Raw genomic sequence first — 16,419 nt, forward strand, 5'->3', positions numbered from 1 at the left:
TAAAATACTTTTGCCCCCTAAATGTGTTGAGCATAGTGAAAAAACAGATCTCATGATCGAGTTTCGCAAGACTTAAAGCAAAAATAAAGACCTGCTCTTTTAATTTTTACTAGACTTTTCCCCATATTACTAACGGGGTATCAACCAAACCTTAAATAGTCATAGATACATACTAAGCGTCTGTATGGTGTATCATTCTTATCGATACACTCCTTTAAATATGTTTCAACTTCAGTTAACTCAAGGCGATTTTCTAGGAGTGACCAACAAATGGCAATCTGCTTATTACTATTGGTAATAGTTTCATCATCTAAGATTTCTTGTATAGAATTATGCGATGTTTTACATGCCTGTGAGACAGTTGCTTTAAATGTATCAATCTTAGAAATTTGATTTACCTTCATAACATCAATATCAACAAGATCTTGGCAAATGCTACTGAAGGCAAATATAGGGAACCATTGTGATGATTGCACTTTTTGTTTATTTAAAGTCGCCAATAGCTGTGAGTTATCTTCATCAACAATGTCGAAATAATTAGCAACCATTTCCCTTTTAGTTAAAAATTCATACTTAATTGTTTTATCGGAACCAACAGCAATAACCATTTGATCATTTGATAAGTGATCTAAGTCCTCAGTGATTTTTACTTTAATCTCTCCGCCAGTGATGATTTTTTTCCATACACTTTGAACTTTTCTTATATCCATCGCAGAAACAGGTAAAACAAGTTCAGATAATGCATTGAAAACATCAGTAAAGTTATCAGTCTTGACCTTGTTGATCCTTATCTGTTGAAGACCTTGTATATCAATATCATGCTCAGTAATATCAGTTGTTTGGCAATTTTTTTGGTATTCAACTAGCAAGAAGTTTGCACGTATGCGTTCTGCTTCTCCAGAATTAGGTTCTACATAAGAGAATATTGTTTTTAATATACTTTTAATGTTCTCATCGCCGACATTATAGCCAATAAAAATAATAGGGTTATGAATAAACAAAGATAATAACTGAGCGCGAATTAACTCATATTTATTATCGAAATCCGAATAATCCTTATCAGTTATTATTAAACGTTCCGCTTCAGTTACGCATCCATGTATCTTATAAATTGATCCATATGGATTACTTAATAGAATTCCATTTCCAACAAGAGAATTAAACTCAAAAATATCTTCAATTAAAGTATCATAATTTGTTGTTATTACTGAACCAATATTTTTCCTGATTTTTTTAAATGCTGCAAGTTCATCATTTTTTTCTTCACGATAGTAGAGATCTTTTAACAAATTAGATATGTAAATCTTGAATCGACTGAGGTATACGTCATTAGCCATATTTTCATAAAATATGTCATTTACATGTTTAAATTTACCATCTCGATCATCCGAGAGATCTTTGTTAAAATCAGATTCTAATTGAGAGGCAATGTTTTCATATTTGAATTTTCCATCAACTCGACTTCTAGCTTTCAAATCAAGATAGTACTCTTCGCTTTCTTTTAAATCGAATGCTATTTTTCTTAAAAGGCCATCCCATGAAAATGAATTTTCTAAATACCTAAGACTAACTCCAGTACCAACAAATAAAACTGGATGGTTTTTGAAGTTTGATACAAACTCTCTAATGTCCATTATTTAACCCCTAAATAGGTCACATGATATTCATTACGTTAAATAACTGATTTTAAAAAGTAAAACAGGCACTTCAGCCATACAACGCGTTAATGCGACTAATTGTAAAACATGTTGCATGAAAAAACACACATAATGTCTTGAAAGTTAGCTAAAGAATCATAGGTATTTTACAGTAGCAAAGAAGAGTCCGCTTACGTGACCGATTTCTCAACAAAGGCCAAAAATCACCAAGGTCCGTTAGGGTCAGGTCTTGCCTTTTGCCTATCGAACTTTTTAATACTTGGATTAATGTATGTTTTGCGACACCTGACATACCTTTGCCCAAAAGGGATCTAGGTATTGATCAAACTATATTGTCATCTAACATTTAATCGTGTTGGAAAAAGAGCTTCTATCAGAAGCTCTTTGAGTTAGCGCGTTTTACTGGCTTGCTTTTTCAATTCAAAATCAAATTCGTCGGGAAATAACACAACGCCTTCTTCATTCTCATTGGGGAACACCACCACCGACAGTTCATCTTCTTCCAAGCCCGAAGTCCAACGGCTGTGCCATTTGTTCAAAGAGATCGCTTCCGCTTCACACGCTTGCCACTCTCCGGTTGCCCATGCCTTGGCAAACTCTTGGTTAGGCCACACAGGAACACAATCATCTTCTTCTGTGTTGAGCATGACACAACCGTGTTCATCTTTTAGTATCCAAACTTCACGGTTTGCAACAATGGCTTTAATGCAGTATTTAAAACGTTCTTCTTCATTATAGCGATTGATTGTTTCTATCTGTTCTGTGGTTAATGCGTCTGCCATAGCCCGGCTCCATGCGAAAGTTGGGAAATATAAAAACGCCTACAGTGTAGCACTGCAGGCGTTAAATTTAGAATCTTAAACAATAAGATGATAAAAAGGATTAAGCCAATTCAGCTTGCAGCCAAGGCCAACCTTGTTTCTTACGGCTTAAGGTATTTTCCATCATCAACATGCCATCTTGTTCGTGTTTGGCCAGTTTTTCAGCCCATTCACCAGTATAAAGAAGACGTGTCTGCGCGGTGGTAATGTCGGTCAACATCACGGCGGCAAACGCAAGGCCTTCCTCTTCGCAGCGACGAACTAGGTCTGCTTGAATGGCGTCAATCATTCCATCGACTTGTTCAAGCGTTGCCAATTCCACTTGACCAACCACCACATCACGGCCGTTGAATGGGTAAGCTTTCAAATCTTTCTCAACAAGTTGAGCGGCAGATAAACCTTCAATGTCTGTTTTCGCAATCAAAAGCGCTTTAATAAAGGCATCAAGGTCTTCAACCTCAGCAATTTCAGCCAGTGCCAGCACAGCTTCTTTATCTTTTGGTGTGCACGTTGGAGACGCAAAACCGACCGTGTCAGACAAAATCGCAGACATCATCAATATGGCTAAAGGACGTGTGATTGGCGCATTTTCCATCTTGAATAGGTTGAACAAGATAGTACAGGTACAGCCGACTGGCCAAATCCACGCTTCTAGCGGATTCACTGTCATTACGTCGCCTAGGCGATGATGGTCAACAATACCGAGAATTTCCGCTTGGTTGATGTCATCAGGTGCTTGCGCAAGATCGGTATAGTCCACAAGCCATACTTTTTCGCCCGCGACGCTAGTGCGAAGTTCAGGTTGATCAACACCGGCTGTTGCAAGAATGTGTTGAGTTTCACGGTTAATTTCACCCTGACGAACAGGCGTTGCTTCTAGACCACGTGCTTTAAGTAATTCAGCAGCAACTAATGCACCACAAATGCTATCACTATCTGGGTTTTTATGACCGACAACGAAAATCATCTTTCTTCCTATTTTAATGCTATTTGATGGCCTATCGAAGGTGATAGGCGAGATTGCTCACAAAGGCCGATACTTTACCTGATTTTCAGAATTTGTCATGGCTTGTGGTTAAGAAATTATGGCTAATTTAGCGCAGCATTCCGCTGCCCCGAATCATTCAGTTAACCTGAGCACTCTTAACAAGAGCACTCTGTTAATAAGGGCACTCCACTAACAAGAGGTAATCACTGCTCGGCTGGTTAAGCCACTTGCCAAGGAGAGTTCAAATACTTTGACTGGCTCTGGCGAAAGCTTATCTCCTGTCCAGTAGTCATACCAATTCACTGGCTGGCTCGCTGTTAAGGTATAGTCACACGCCTTACCTTGGTAATTGAATAAGCAGTGCAGATCATTGCGTTCTGTTAACTTTAAAAATAGGTGATTGAGAGCCAATGAAGTTGGCTTAGCCGCATCTTGGTTGTGTTTGCGCCTAATCATTAACTTATTTAGGCTCTGCTTAGCAAAAGAGGTCAATTCTGGGAGTGGATCACCTGAAAGCAACAAGCCACCACACGCAAGCAATACATTGCGATGAAATTCATAGCTGACGCGATCGGTCGATTGATTCGCAAGCGACGTCAGTGTTGCGCAATCAGGATCAATTTGCCATAACTTGCGGTGCTGCCAACTGCGATAAAAAGTCTCTTTAGCGATTTGTTCAAAGCGCTGTGGCGAACGCTCGACATCGTCCGAAACACGCATGGCATCCACCAGCCCCAGTGACGGCCACATCGGTGCATTGCATCCAAGTAACCACGCCTCTCCCGCGCCTTCTGCGATCGCCTGCATCCCTAAACGGTACGCTTCAACCCCCGTCACTCCCGACTGATAACGCCGTCCTTTGAGTGCTCCCCAATAGTTCGCATCCAATTTAAACAGCTCAACACCCCACTCTTCTTTCATGGTTTTGATCACATGGGTTAAGTATTCCTGCACGTCAGGATGAGAGCCATCCAGCACATACCAAGGTGTACAGCGCCAACCTCCATAGGTTACTTCTTCAGCTTTCAGTGGCTGTCTTTGAGCATTTTGTACAAACCAATCTGGATGTTGCTTAAACAATTGAGATTCAGCTTGTGCAATGAAGGGAGCAAGCCAAATTGCAGGTTTTTTGCCCGCTTGTTTGATCTCTTGGATCAGCGCTTTAACACCACGAGAAAACTTATCGGACGGCGTCAACCAATCGCCCATAAACGCCTGATAGCCATCATCCAGCAGCACCCATTCTAGCCCCGAAAGTTCTCCTTGCATTGCCGCAAGGTTGGTTAGGATGTGCTGTTCATTAACATCGGCATAATAGGCATACCATGAACACCATCCAACGGGCGCAGGTTTTGCCACACCAGCACGCGGTGTATGATGACAACTAATATATTGCGCATACTGTTGATACAAACCTGATAATGAATCACCTTGCAAAATAACGACGGATTCTAAACTGTTATTTGTCCAATCTTGTGGATGGGTCTGCTCACCATCAATGGAAGCGACTAAATAGGTGCCCGTCCTTTCCTCAAGAATTTCAAAATAGCCAGCAAAACGGTGGCAAGAGGTAAAACCAAACAGTTGGTATCCGGTGGATTGTTCAATCACCAGCGTGTTGTAATAACGTTGGCTGTCTTGCTGTGGGTAAATCCGGTAGCTCAAGCTATTGTCAGGACAACGACCCACATCCACCGGATAATGCGGCGAACCTGCAGTTTGCGCTAGCATTTGAAAACCGTCACCAATCACTCGTGCGTCCGATTCAACGTCAAATAAAGTGCGAAACAGCGAGTAGTGATCGGAAATGGGCGAGTTATGTATTCCTGAATAGGAAAAACTGATCTCATCGGCTTGTAATTGGGTAATCAAATCCGGCTGAAGTAACTCAACTTCTCGATGACATGGCAGAGTGATCGTTGTCATAACACCTCAGTACAAATTGTTGTTCTGGCAGTGTCTAATGAATTCGCGTTACATGTAAGTTATTTTGATCACGTTTTCTCTCTGACGTGGCTCCGTATGCTGTTTTATTCAACAATGAGAACGCCCAAGGTACAAGTTTGGATGTGACAAGTAAAACGCCAGCATGTTTGCTGGCGTTTCGTTGAGCTAATGACGGAATTACGCCACTTCGATTGGTCCACCGAATGACGTCACTGGTGGTACTTTACCAGTAAATTTCTCGAAATCGACAATGCAAGTATTGGCTGAAGTGGCTTGCGCCAGCTCAGATGAACCGACATCGAGTGTGAGTGTATTTGGATCGCCATAGGTGCAAATAGCTCCCTCTTTTTCATTCAACGGGCCATACCACGCCCCCTCTTCGATACGGATCACGCCGCGCGGGTAGCCATCGCTTAAGACGGCACCAGCTAATAGCTGGCCGCGATCATTAAATACGCGAACTAAATCCCCTGCTTTAATGCCTTTTTGTTTCGCATCGATTGGGTTGATATACACGGGCTCACGGCCATTGATAGCATAGGCCGCGCGATACTCTTCTGACTCACACATTTGTGAGTGCAAACGCTTATCTGGGTGACAAGATTGTAACCAATATGGATGCTTATCTGAGCCCGGACCGCCGTGCGAACGCTCGGTTTTTTCAAACCACATCGGGTGATCTTGGCAATGTTCATAGCCATAACGCCCAATCTTACGTGACGTAATCTCGATAAAGCCAGACGGTGTACCCAGTGCGTTTATCTCAGGGTCTTTACGGAAGTCGGCGTGGCGAACCCAAGGTTGGCCTTCACCAAAATCCAGTACGCTCTGCTGCCAAAACTGTTCAAATTCTGGTAAATCAAACTTACCCGCGTTGGCTTTTTTACACTCGTCATAGAGCGAACGGACCCACTCCATCTCATCCATGCCGCGTGTGAACTCTTCATGGCGGCCAAAGCGACGCGTCAATTCAGTGAAAATCTCAAAGTCAGTACGCGATTGGAACAAAGGATCAACCAAACGGTGCATGGCAATCAAACCCTTGCCAGAATAAGAACCGTACACATCGATATCATTGCGCTCAAACTGAGTACAGGCAGGAAGAACGATGTCGGAGAAACGGCAAGTCGCCGTCCAAGCAAAATCGATCGTGACGACGGTTTGAAGCTTGCGGAACGCCTTCTTCATTCGGTTACGATCTTGGTGATGATGCCACGGGTTATTGCCTGAAATCACCATCATTTTGTAATCAGGTAATTTTACGCTAGAACCGTTGTAGCGGATCTCTTTACCCGGCTCTAGCAAGCAATCGACCCAACGGGCAACAGGAATTGTTTTACTGTAGCCGTTGTAGTTTTCGTTGTCCCATTTCGGTTTTGAACCCGTATCTAGGTTACGTGGAAAGCCGCCGGGCGAGGCAAAACCGGTTGATGGAACCCCAATGCCAGAATAGTGATGCCCGTAGGAGATCCCCCCGCCTGGCAGGCCAATTTGACCAACCATCGCCGCCACAACCGCACCAGCCCAGTAAGGCTGTTCGCCATGCTCTTGACGCTGGATACACCAACCAAACAGTAACTGAGTTCGGCCATTAACGAGCATACGTGCAAATTCGCGGATCTTATCGGCTGTTACGCCACAAATCTCGGCGGCCCATTCTGGCGACTTAACAATCTTATCTTTCGTTTCGCCTTGAACGTACTGAATAAAAGGTTCAAATCCTAAGCAATAAGTTTTGATGAACGCCTTGTCATACAGATCTTCGTTATACAACACATGTGCCACCGCCAGCATAAATGCTACGTCGGTCTGTGGGTTAATGTACCAATGGTCACTGTTTAGGAAGTGCTGAGTTTTATTCTTGACTGGATCAACAGAAATAACATTGATCTCTCCTTTCGCCACTTTTTCTTTCAACTGATCAAGGTAAGGAAAGGATTGGTGCGTTTCACAGTTCCAGCCAACTTGCAGGTTTTTTACCGGGTCGGTCGCCCACAAAACAATGTTGTCTGAGTGCTCAAGAATTTCCGACCAAGAGGTGCCTTGAGCATACACTTCTGTCGAACCTAACACGTAAGGAAGAATGGTTTGGCCTGCACCTGTTGAGTAATCACCCACTTTGGTGATGAAGTTACCGTGCATACCTACAGCGCGTTGCATCATCGCTGTACAGTTGTGAAATGACCCCGTTTGGTTCCAACCCGTTTGTCCTGCATGCAGCGCCCAAGGGCCATACTCTTTTTGTACGCGCTCAAGTTCACGATAAAACAGATCCAACGCTTCATCCCAAGTGACGCGGATAAAACGGTTGTTGCCACGTGTTTCGCCGCTGTATTTATGTTTTTTGAGCCAATCAAGGCGAACCATTGGGTAACGCACTCGTGATGGGCTATAGATAATGCCTTTGATTCCATTGAGCATATCAGTGGGGTGCGTGTCTGATTCTAGCGGCTTGACCGATTGTACTTTTCCGCCATACACATGTGCGCGAAATGCGCCCCAATGAGAGCCTGATACTTTCCAACTGCCTGTGGTTTCTGCCGCGTTAGCCGATGTCGAGACCAATAAACTTGGCCCAATAACCGACGCCGCACTGGTGGTTGCTACACCTTTAAGAAAACTTCTTCGTGTAATCGCCATATTTAAAACTCCGTTTGACGTGGATTAATGGTGACCTTCAGCAAAATCTGAAGAGTGTTTTTGTAGATACTTCAAGACTAACGCTTCGCTGTCTGTGTCGAAGTTGACGAATGCCATCATGCCGTTAAACATGCCCGGCCAAGTATTCGCATCAAAATGCGCTTCATCCGGTTGGCTATGACAGACAGAGCAGTTCGTTTTATAGGCCTCACCCGCTTTTTGCCAAATTGGATCCACGCTATCGAGCATGGCTTGTTTTTTCATCCACACTTTCGCGTTTACTTTTTCCCAAGGTAGACCGGTGAGATCATCGACACGCTTTTCACCAACAGTGACGATTGCATCATTTTGTGCCGCTTCTTTCATCAAGGAGCCCACAGCGATGTTCATACCAAAATCTTCTTGGATCACACGACCAAAGCCTTTTGCTTTACGCCAACCATCAATTTCGATTTGAATCATCTCGCCTTTCTCATCCAATACCGTGACTGCCGATGCTGGGTTCAGAAGGCCTGCTTCCACTTGAGCTTGCGCATCTTCATAAATAGGTAAGAAGCGAACGCTCACCACTTGCTTGCCGACCGAGTAATCGGTTTTAGATGCCAACTGCTCTAGCTCGCCAATCAGTCCACCTGAGCTATCCATATTTTTAGGCAGGTTGTGGGCGATCCCTTTATGGCAATCTAGGCAACTTTGATCTTTTTCCGCTGCTTGTTTCATCTGAATACGCGCGGTTGCCGACATCTGTTCGAAATCCATCGAATCGTAATTGTGGCAATTTTTACATTCCAATGAGTTGTTGGCTGAAAAGCGCTCCCACTCATGCTTGGCCAATTCAATACGGCGCTCTTCGAATTTTTCAGGGGTACCTAAATCACCAAAAACTTGCGCAAATACCTCCTTAGAGGCTTGCATCTTACGCGCAATTTTAGCGGTCCATTCGTGTGGTACGTGGCAGTCTGGGCAAGTGGCACGTACGCCTGAATGGTTTTTCCAGTGCACGGTTTCTTGCAGCTCAACATAAACGTTGTCGCGCATTGTGTGGCAGCTGATACAGAATGCTTCTGTGTTGGTGGCTTCCAGTGCAGTATTAAAACCGCCCCAGAAAATCACACCGGCGATAAAACCGCCCATCGTGAGCACACCAAGGCTGATGTGCACGGCTGGACGAGTCATAGTGCGCCAAATTTTGACTAACAATGATTTCATGATTCGCTCTCTTAAATTTTCGATCAAAAGGATTACGGGTGAACCGTGGAATTAACCGTGCGCACCAGGAGGACCAAAGAGGAACACTTGCAGCATCCAAACAATGAATCCATAACCGCCGACAAAGGCGATACTTAAGATCGGAAAGAGAACCACTGTGATTAAGAGGAAAGACTTCCACTCAAGCGAACGTTTCTCATTACTCTCTATTTTATTAACATCACTCATACATTTGCCTGTTTTGTATTTCAGTCATTTTGAGCAGCTCGACGACAGAGCTCAGCTTATTACCATTTCTGATACGAAATGTTAGACCATACTCTTTATAGGGTTCAATCGATTCCTACCTTATATAGCAAGGAATCCACTACTTTTTTGAGCTCGCACGGAGTTGTGTTTGATTAAGAATTTATGTATAGAAATGTGAGTGGTTGTGTCAATTTAATTTCTTTTCATAAACGTTAAACAAGAAACAAAAAAGAAACAAAATGAATTGCAAGATAGGATTGAGGTGCGAATTTCTTCCCGCAAAACGCTCAAATGGCAACCAAAATGTAACGCCATTGTTAATAAGATGAGGCATGGTTAGATGTCGATCACCGCTCAGGAATTGGTGCTATATTCGCCCCACTTCAGTGCATAATGCACTGCCCACTGCTGGGTTTTTGTGCACTTCTTGATAGAATTGATCTTACACACTGGCTTTAAAACAGCTTATCCACAGAAAATGTGGATAAGCTGTTTTAAAGGTATAAATAGTGAACAAACACTAGCAGAAGCAGTCAACACCACCTAAGGTGATGGTTTAGAGATGACAACAAAAAGCGGCCCTTAAAGCCGCTTCTAAGATCATCTCTTCAATAAGGAGTTATTCGTGAGATCCATCTCGAAGGTAAATTAACCAGTACCAAATGCCAACAAAAACACCCCCACCGATGATATTGCCAATCGTCACGGGTAATAGGTTATTGATCAAAAAACCCATTAAGTTAAGGTCTGCGTAGTCGGCAATATTGGCACCCGTCATCTGCCAAAACTCAGCGGGTGCAAAATATTTGATACCAATTGCCATCGGAACTTGGAACATATTAGCGATGCAGTGCTCAAAACCCGCGGCGACAAACATAGCGACAGGTAAAATCATCACCATAATTTTGTCAGTCAAGGTACGACCACTGAAAGTCATCCAGACCGCCACGCACACCAACACGTTACACATAATACCAAGCGCTACTGCCTGCATAAACTCGTGATGCAATTTATGCTGAGAAATGGCCATCGCATTGAGGCCAACTTGGCCACCATCAAACATATATTGTTTGGAAACGAGCATACAAGCGACAAGCATCAGCGCACCAGCAAGGTTGCCAAAATAGACGATGACCCAGTTTTTAATCAGCATGCTCCAAGAAATTTTGCCACTCGCACGTGCAACCAAAGTCAGCACTGAACTAGTGAATAACTCACCACCGGTGACCACCACCAGAATAAGACCTAAGCTAAACGCAAAGCCGCCGATAAAACGACTCAGACCCCAAGCCATATCGCCCGTGCCTGTCGTCACTGTAGTGTAAAAAACGAAAGCAATGCCGATATGAATGCCAGCAGAAATGGCAAGAAGGAAAGACTTCATCGGATCTTTCGTCGCTTTTCCAACGCCAGTTTCTGCGGCGCGCTCTGCCATTTGCGGTGGCAATAGGGAATCAAATTGGTTTAAGTTCATGGCAAGTAACATTTTGAAACAAGTTATATAAGGCGCGGATAATCGCTCCATTCCTATGACAATTCAAGAGCTATTTTCTATGTTTACAAAAAATGTGTTTAGCGTGATGAAAATCATAAAAATTTATTGATAGCCCATATCCAGCGTCTATAGATAGCCTCTCTCTTGCAAGCCAATGATGAATATAACTGTGTGAAATATCCCCAATTTGGTTGCAGATAACATTTCTTACAACAACTGATTGCAGCCAACAGCACTGCCATCTATGGTGACAAAAAATCATTCACTATATAGGTGTCGAGATGAAATTTACTCAACAAAATATCGCCGAGCTCAATCTACTCCTCCAATTTGATTTAAGCAGCGCTGCGACTGGCATTAAAGTCCGTAATGATGCGTCTGACGACATGCAATCCGCCGTTCAACGTCTTTACGAAAAAGGTCTGTGTACATTACCTGATGGTGGCTATTTAACGGATGAAGGTATCGAAGTGGCCGAGCATGCAGAGCGCGTGTTGCGCGTTTTGAACTCTTAATCTAGCCTGCAAAGGCAGCCATGACTCTGCTGGCTGCCTTGTCCCCTTAAAAACCGCCCTTCTTTATTTGGCCATTCGCTCAATCCAACGTTGATAGGGCTGAATTCGATCATATCCCCAGTTAAACAGTGTGGTGTAGATAAAGAAAAAGGTCAGAAACCCAGCTTCCAAAATCAATGCATCCCACATCGATACGTCTAAAACCCAAGCGATCACCGGAATAGAAATAAAGACGAGCCCACCTTCAAAACCGGTCGTGTGTAACAAGCGTAAGCTAACCGTACGCGCTAATCGGTTGCTACCAAACACTCGGTCGAACAAAACGTTGTATAGATAGTTCCACGCTACGGCAAATAGGCTCAAACCAATACCTATCATGGCTAAATCCCCCGTTCCCTGCCCTGTCACCAATGCGGAGATTGGAATAATTAACGCTAATGCGGTCACTTCAAACGTTATGGCATGGAAAAGGCGCTCTTTCATCGACAGCTCTCTCATTGACATCATTTTTCTCCTCTTTATTCTTCGTCTGAGGTGTTGAATAAACTCATTTTCATCTATATTGAAGATACTAAAAAGTTAGATAGTATCGGTAAATGAGATATGTTGAGTATTGATCAGTTGCAAGCCTTTACCGCAACCGTTGAGAGTGGCTCTTTCTCCGGCGCGGCAAGACAGTTGGGCAAAGTTCAATCGGCTGTTAGCCAACACATCATCAATTTAGAAATTGATTGCGGTGTAGAACTGTTTGATCGCTCCGGCCGTTATCCACGGTTAACCGCGCAAGGCGAGCGACTTCTACCGTATGCGCAAGCGACGTTGCAGCAACATCAACGCTTAGCGCAACAAGCACAACTGCTTGCTTCATCACCCAATCAACAGCTTTCGCTCGCGATGGATGAAGGGATCCCGTTACAAGGGTTAACCCATTTATTCAAACAGTTAGCCACACAGTTTCCACACATTGAAATTGAATGTTTAAGTGCATCAAGTACCGATGTGATTGAGATGGTGGAACAAGGTCGCGCTAGCTGTGGGATCATCTTCAGTGAATTGGCCTTACCGAATAACCTTGATTTTGAAAATGTCGGTTCAATCCGTTTTGATGTTTATGTGGCCGCAGAGCATGAATTGGCTCAGCATCAAGCGCCCCATATCGATATGCTAAGATTGCATCGCCAGCTAGTTATCCGCTCACGCAGCCATAAAACCAGCAGTTTCCATCAAGCCTTTAGCCCCGAGATATGGTACGCCGATAACTACTATCTATTATTAGAGATGGCGTTAAGCGGTTTAGGATGGTGTTTGCTGCCAAGCTATTTAGCCGAAAGTGAACAAGCGATGGGGAAATTAGTGCGTGTCCCTGTTGAGTTTGAACAGCTGGCTTGGTATACCAACATTGATGTCATTCAGCACCAGCGCATGAGCGCCGATCCTATCCATAAAATGGTCAGGCAGTTGTTGCGCCAGCTTAGCCCACTCACCGATGCCTGATCGGCATACAATCAATACAGGATGTACATTTTATGATCACCATTACCCTTATTGGCGCAGGTTGGCTAGGCCTTCCTCTAGCGCAAGCTCTTACCGAAAACCACCAAGTCTACGCCAGCCGCACCCAAACGGCAGGAATGCTTGAGTTAACGCAACATGGCATCACAGGCTTTGTATGCGATCTTTCTCTGCGCGACCAAAGTTTATCGCAGCACTTTATTGCTCAAAAAAGTGAGATTGTGATAGGTAGCTTTCCACCCGGTTTTCGCAAGGGAAGAGGGCAAGAGTATGCGCAGCAGTGGCAGCATTTAGTCAAGCAAGCAAAGCTGGCTAATGTGCGTAAAATCGTCATGGTCAGCTCAACCAGCGTCTATCCTGACATTGCACAACCAATGAGTGAACAGCATGCCTCCTTGTCACTGGCGCAAAATGACTCAAACTTCAGTGAAGGAGCACGAATTATGTTGCAAGCCGAGCAACACATTATCGATTCAGGGCTGGATTATGTCATTGTACGCTGTAGTGGCTTGATCGGACCAAACCGTCATCCCTCACGATTTGCAGCGCGTTTGGCGCAAGTCAGCCGGCTTGCACCAGCTAATATGTTGCATCAAAAAGACGCCATTGGTGCACTGATTTTTGCCAGCGAAAAACTCTCCAAACAGGTCGTTAACGCCACCACACCACAAACCGTGAGTAAAGCTGAGTTTTATCAAGCCGCATTGGCGGCCGCCGAGCTAGACTCACCATTGCCGCCAATTGTCGATATTGCAGACAAACGCATCTTAAGCGACAAGCTGAGTCAATTGGGCTATCAATTTCATTATTCACACACGTTAGAGGCTCTGGCACTGAATGAGTAAACATCTCTACCAACACATTGAAACCTTGTGGCAGTACATGCAGATGAAGCATGAGCTCGTCGCGGCCGATATCATTATGGTGTTTTGCAGCAATGATTTGCGCGTGGCTGAGTATGCTGCACATTTGTACCAACAAAATCTGGCTCCCTACCTTCTTTTCTCTGGCGGACAAGGGCGTTTTACTGAGGGTAAATTTGCTAAAAGCGAAGCAGAAACCTTTGCTGACATAGCCAAAGATTGTGGCGTCCCAACCCACGCGATTTTACTGGAAAAAAAGGCGACTCACTCTGGAGAAAATGTACGATTTAGTCACCATCTATTGGCAGAAAAATCGATCACTGCGCAACGTATTATTGTAGTTCAAAAACCCTTCATGGAACGTCGTGCCTACGCCACATTTGTTAAGCAGTGGCCCGCCCCATTTGAGTCATTGATGGTGACCTCTAGCGGAGAGACATTTTTCGATTATCTTGATGAGGATTTCACCGTTGATGTTGTACTGAGTGCACTATTAGACGATTTTGTGCGAGTCCGCGACTACCCAGCACAAGGATTTCAGATTGAGCAACCGATCCCAGACGATGTGACACTTGCTTACCAAGTTCTGAGTCAATTTGAGTGGTAACACAAGTTGTGGGGCATACAAAGTTGTGGGGCATACAAAATAGATAGGGAGGCTTAAACCTCCCTATCGAATAATTTGTTCAAGGCGCGGAAGTAATGAATTTACTTACCAATGCTTCTTTAGCCCGCTTCAGGCAGCCAACGCTACTAGCAAGACTAGCAAGTTTCCGCTTCCACAAAAACAACGTATAGTAAAAATGCTGCCCGTTGGCTGCCCATCTTAAAACGTTTGTATAACTTATCTAACAGCAATATAGATTTCTACATAATTAGCACTTTTGTAATACTCAAAGTCTGTTGTATATGCTCGTTCGTGGGGGCAGTTTTCAAAAGCAAAATAACTCCAAACCTCATGCCATAAATCGATAACTACTTGTGGCACTTCACCAGTCGCAGAAAAAGTCACGTACTTACCAGAGGAAACATTCGCTTTGACTGATTCTGACAATAAGTGTGGCGATAATGTGTCCGAACAAGCGATAACATCAAAAGAACCAGTAAAATCAGATTCATAGTTCGTGTATAAACCATACACTTTTGACTTTTCGGTTAACTCTGGGGCTGCATTCAAGTAAAACTTCTCCCAAAGATTTCCGATTTTTGCAGTCATCGGATTCGTTTCATCTGTATTAGTCGTACGAACGACGAAACCAGTAGCATCAAAAGCATTAATTTCACTAATATTCATTAGTTTATTTTTCTCCTAGTTACACAACAGGGTCATTATATGGAAGGAGTGATGGATAATATCCATTGTTCAGTATAAGTACCGGCTGGGAATTCATTTTTACGCTTATGCCTAACTTGAAATCCTGGTAGTGCTTTATTACCTTGATAGCCTTCTAGTTTGATGGCTGGTGCATCAGAACGTGCCGCATTGAAAACGAGGTGGTCTTGTAGAATATTCGTTGTTAATCCAACAGTACTTTCATCAGGGCATGATGATGTTTCGCTACAGGCTTTACCGTCATTTAAAAATATGGCTGATCTTTTTAGTTCAAGATCAAATTTATATTCAGGTATATTGGATTTAATCACAGAGCCTTCAACTAAAGTAGCTATAAACTCATGTTTATAGCTACCAGAATGATGCTCTAGAAGGTCAAAGTTCAAAGTGCTTTCTGCCTGTGCCCGTAAACTTGCCATTGGATCTGTCAAATAAAAGTCTAATTTTTCCTTAACAACGTGTTGAAGGTTAAAAACGTACTCTTTGGTATCTTCTGCTATCGCTGGGTTCGCGGTAGCCAATAAAAACAAAGCTGGGATTAAAATAATACGATATGTCATTGCTTAGACCTTTGGAAAAAGTTTGTGTATATGTAGAACAATCCATCACCATCAGAAGACTATATGGGGGTCCAGAAGACTATATGGGGGTCCATTGATATGGATAAGGAATGTTTAGAACCTGGTAATCATGTCAGAAAGTGAAACAAGGAAATAAGAAATTAAAGTAAATAAAAATAATCAATTAAAATCAGTTGGTTATTGAATTTTAACCCACAACACTGCTCAGCATGATGTGTGCTGAGTATTATAGACAACGGTCGTTGTATCGCTTTACACAACGTACCTAAGTTATGGTGGTTGCAAGTAAGGAAATGTTATTACGTCGAAATAGCTTTTGAACTCAAAAAGTTTCATCAGCAATCTAAATGTCGAAGACACTCTACTTGAAACAAAGACTATATTCATAGATTAATGTTATCGACAAATAGATCACTATAATGGATCAGATAATATGTAAGCGCCCCATGATCCCACGGGGCGTTTTAGTTTCAGTGTGAGAAGTTCCAAGGAAGAAGAGAGTTAATATCAGGCTCTGGCTTTGCCAGTTCTTTCATACATTTGACCATGTAATCGTAGAGTATCAGTCCGTTCGCTTTCGCCGTCTCGATGATGCTATACAGCAAAGC

The 16,419-nt window shown here is 43.4% G+C and carries 16 protein-coding genes; 4 read left to right on the forward strand and 12 right to left on the reverse strand.

All coding sequences use genetic code 11. From position 1 onward, the window contains the following. Positions 1-140: 140 nt before the first annotated feature. From AACT18_RS11365 to focA, 8 genes are all read right to left on the reverse strand, one after another. Entirely contained in the window at positions 141-1,634 is a 1,494-nt protein-coding gene (locus AACT18_RS11365) for an SIR2 family protein (RefSeq protein WP_094146623.1), read from the reverse strand. A gap of 413 nt (positions 1,635-2,047) precedes the next feature. Beyond that, a complete protein-coding gene (locus AACT18_RS11370; protein ID WP_010320150.1) occupies positions 2,048-2,440 on the reverse strand; it encodes a DUF2750 domain-containing protein in 393 nt (130 codons plus the stop codon). Positions 2,441-2,540: 100 nt separating this feature from the next. Then, complete coding sequence (locus tag AACT18_RS11375; RefSeq protein ID WP_017044675.1) at positions 2,541-3,446, reverse strand: manganese-dependent inorganic pyrophosphatase; 906 nt, start codon at positions 3,444-3,446, stop codon at positions 2,541-2,543. A 210-nt stretch (positions 3,447-3,656) separates the two neighbouring features. Next, a complete protein-coding gene (locus tag AACT18_RS11380; protein ID WP_094124776.1) occupies positions 3,657-5,393 on the reverse strand; it encodes a glycoside hydrolase family 36 protein in 1,737 nt (578 codons plus the stop codon). Between the two features lie 198 nt (positions 5,394-5,591). After that, positions 5,592-8,054, reverse strand: a complete 2,463-nt coding sequence (torA, locus tag AACT18_RS11385) for a trimethylamine-N-oxide reductase TorA (protein WP_094124777.1) — start codon at positions 8,052-8,054, stop codon at positions 5,592-5,594. Positions 8,055-8,078: 24 nt separating this feature from the next. After that, on the reverse strand, positions 8,079-9,263 hold the full coding sequence (torC, locus tag AACT18_RS11390) for a pentaheme c-type cytochrome TorC (RefSeq protein ID WP_094124778.1): 1,185 nt from the start codon (positions 9,261-9,263) through the stop codon (positions 8,079-8,081). Positions 9,264-9,314: 51 nt separating this feature from the next. Further along, the gene (torE, locus tag AACT18_RS11395; protein ID WP_010318622.1) at positions 9,315-9,491 is read right to left on the reverse strand and encodes a trimethylamine N-oxide reductase system protein TorE; all 177 of its coding nucleotides are present in this window, start codon (positions 9,489-9,491) and stop codon (positions 9,315-9,317) included. Between the two features lie 640 nt (positions 9,492-10,131). Beyond that, positions 10,132-10,986 (reverse strand): formate transporter FocA, encoded by an 855-nt coding sequence (gene focA / locus AACT18_RS11400; RefSeq protein WP_026028023.1) that lies wholly within the window; start codon positions 10,984-10,986, stop codon positions 10,132-10,134. A 302-nt stretch (positions 10,987-11,288) separates the two neighbouring features. Here focA and AACT18_RS11405 point away from each other — a divergent pair, with 302 nt between their 5' ends. Further along, complete coding sequence (locus tag AACT18_RS11405) at positions 11,289-11,522, forward strand: TIGR02647 family protein (protein WP_010318620.1); 234 nt, start codon at positions 11,289-11,291, stop codon at positions 11,520-11,522. 63 nt (positions 11,523-11,585) lie between these two features. On the opposite strand, the gene AACT18_RS11410 is transcribed toward AACT18_RS11405, so the two are convergent. After that, positions 11,586-12,029 carry a PACE efflux transporter gene (locus tag AACT18_RS11410; RefSeq protein ID WP_088732283.1) on the reverse strand — a complete coding sequence of 148 codons (444 nt, stop codon included), beginning with the start codon at positions 12,027-12,029 and terminating at the stop codon, positions 11,586-11,588. A gap of 96 nt (positions 12,030-12,125) precedes the next feature. Here AACT18_RS11410 and AACT18_RS11415 point away from each other — a divergent pair, with 96 nt between their 5' ends. The 3 genes from AACT18_RS11415 to AACT18_RS11425 are packed head-to-tail and all read left to right on the forward strand — an operon-like array spanning position 12,126 to position 14,504. Continuing rightward, positions 12,126-13,016 carry a LysR family transcriptional regulator gene (locus AACT18_RS11415; protein WP_010318618.1) on the forward strand — a complete coding sequence of 297 codons (891 nt, stop codon included), beginning with the start codon at positions 12,126-12,128 and terminating at the stop codon, positions 13,014-13,016. Between the two features lie 32 nt (positions 13,017-13,048). Beyond that, on the forward strand, positions 13,049-13,879 hold the full coding sequence (locus tag AACT18_RS11420) for an NAD(P)H-binding protein (RefSeq protein ID WP_094125523.1): 831 nt from the start codon (positions 13,049-13,051) through the stop codon (positions 13,877-13,879). After that, positions 13,872-14,504, forward strand: coding sequence for a YdcF family protein (locus AACT18_RS11425; RefSeq protein WP_094123464.1), 633 nt, complete (start codon positions 13,872-13,874; stop codon positions 14,502-14,504). Before AACT18_RS11420 ends, AACT18_RS11425 begins: the two co-directional genes overlap by 8 nt. A 237-nt stretch (positions 14,505-14,741) precedes the next feature. Here AACT18_RS11425 and AACT18_RS11430 read toward each other — a convergent pair whose 3' ends face one another. The 3 genes from AACT18_RS11430 to AACT18_RS11440 form a co-directional block, all read right to left on the reverse strand. After that, on the reverse strand, positions 14,742-15,191 hold the full coding sequence (locus AACT18_RS11430) for a GyrI-like domain-containing protein (protein ID WP_094144245.1): 450 nt from the start codon (positions 15,189-15,191) through the stop codon (positions 14,742-14,744). Between the two features lie 35 nt (positions 15,192-15,226). Next, positions 15,227-15,790 carry a hypothetical protein gene (locus tag AACT18_RS11435; RefSeq protein WP_094144246.1) on the reverse strand — a complete coding sequence of 188 codons (564 nt, stop codon included), beginning with the start codon at positions 15,788-15,790 and terminating at the stop codon, positions 15,227-15,229. A gap of 491 nt (positions 15,791-16,281) precedes the next feature. Then, on the reverse strand, positions 16,282-16,419 hold a 138-nt coding region (locus AACT18_RS11440), incomplete at its 5' end, for a transposase domain-containing protein (RefSeq protein WP_141138106.1).

The sequence above is a fragment of the Vibrio sp. V04_P4A5T148 genome (assembly GCF_963875605.1).
In the GTDB taxonomy this organism is placed as follows: Bacteria; Pseudomonadota; Gammaproteobacteria; order Enterobacterales; family Vibrionaceae; genus Vibrio; species Vibrio anguillarum.

What these genes read in the sequence shown, in the direction of transcription:
- AACT18_RS11435 (WP_094144246.1), bottom strand. Translation starts at nt 15,790, where the DNA reads ATGACATATCGTATTATTTTAATCCCAGCTTTGTTTTTATTGGCTACC.
- torC (WP_094124778.1), bottom strand. Translation starts at nt 9,263, where the DNA reads ATGAAATCATTGTTAGTCAAAATTTGGCGCACTATGACTCGTCCAGCC.
- AACT18_RS11405 (WP_010318620.1), top strand. Translation starts at nt 11,289, where the DNA reads ATGAAATTTACTCAACAAAATATCGCCGAGCTCAATCTACTCCTCCAA.
- AACT18_RS11365 (WP_094146623.1), bottom strand. Translation starts at nt 1,634, where the DNA reads ATGGACATTAGAGAGTTTGTATCAAACTTCAAAAACCATCCAGTTTTA.
- AACT18_RS11420 (WP_094125523.1), top strand. Translation starts at nt 13,049, where the DNA reads ATGATCACCATTACCCTTATTGGCGCAGGTTGGCTAGGCCTTCCTCTA.
- focA (WP_026028023.1), bottom strand. Translation starts at nt 10,986, where the DNA reads ATGAACTTAAACCAATTTGATTCCCTATTGCCACCGCAAATGGCAGAG.
- AACT18_RS11410 (WP_088732283.1), bottom strand. Translation starts at nt 12,029, where the DNA reads ATGATGTCAATGAGAGAGCTGTCGATGAAAGAGCGCCTTTTCCATGCC.
- AACT18_RS11425 (WP_094123464.1), top strand. Translation starts at nt 13,872, where the DNA reads ATGAGTAAACATCTCTACCAACACATTGAAACCTTGTGGCAGTACATG.
- AACT18_RS11380 (WP_094124776.1), bottom strand. Translation starts at nt 5,393, where the DNA reads ATGACAACGATCACTCTGCCATGTCATCGAGAAGTTGAGTTACTTCAG.
- AACT18_RS11415 (WP_010318618.1), top strand. Translation starts at nt 12,126, where the DNA reads ATGTTGAGTATTGATCAGTTGCAAGCCTTTACCGCAACCGTTGAGAGT.
- torA (WP_094124777.1), bottom strand. Translation starts at nt 8,054, where the DNA reads ATGGCGATTACACGAAGAAGTTTTCTTAAAGGTGTAGCAACCACCAGT.
- AACT18_RS11375 (WP_017044675.1), bottom strand. Translation starts at nt 3,446, where the DNA reads ATGATTTTCGTTGTCGGTCATAAAAACCCAGATAGTGATAGCATTTGT.
- torE (WP_010318622.1), bottom strand. Translation starts at nt 9,491, where the DNA reads ATGAGTGATGTTAATAAAATAGAGAGTAATGAGAAACGTTCGCTTGAG.
- AACT18_RS11430 (WP_094144245.1), bottom strand. Translation starts at nt 15,191, where the DNA reads ATGAATATTAGTGAAATTAATGCTTTTGATGCTACTGGTTTCGTCGTT.
- AACT18_RS11370 (WP_010320150.1), bottom strand. Translation starts at nt 2,440, where the DNA reads ATGGCAGACGCATTAACCACAGAACAGATAGAAACAATCAATCGCTAT.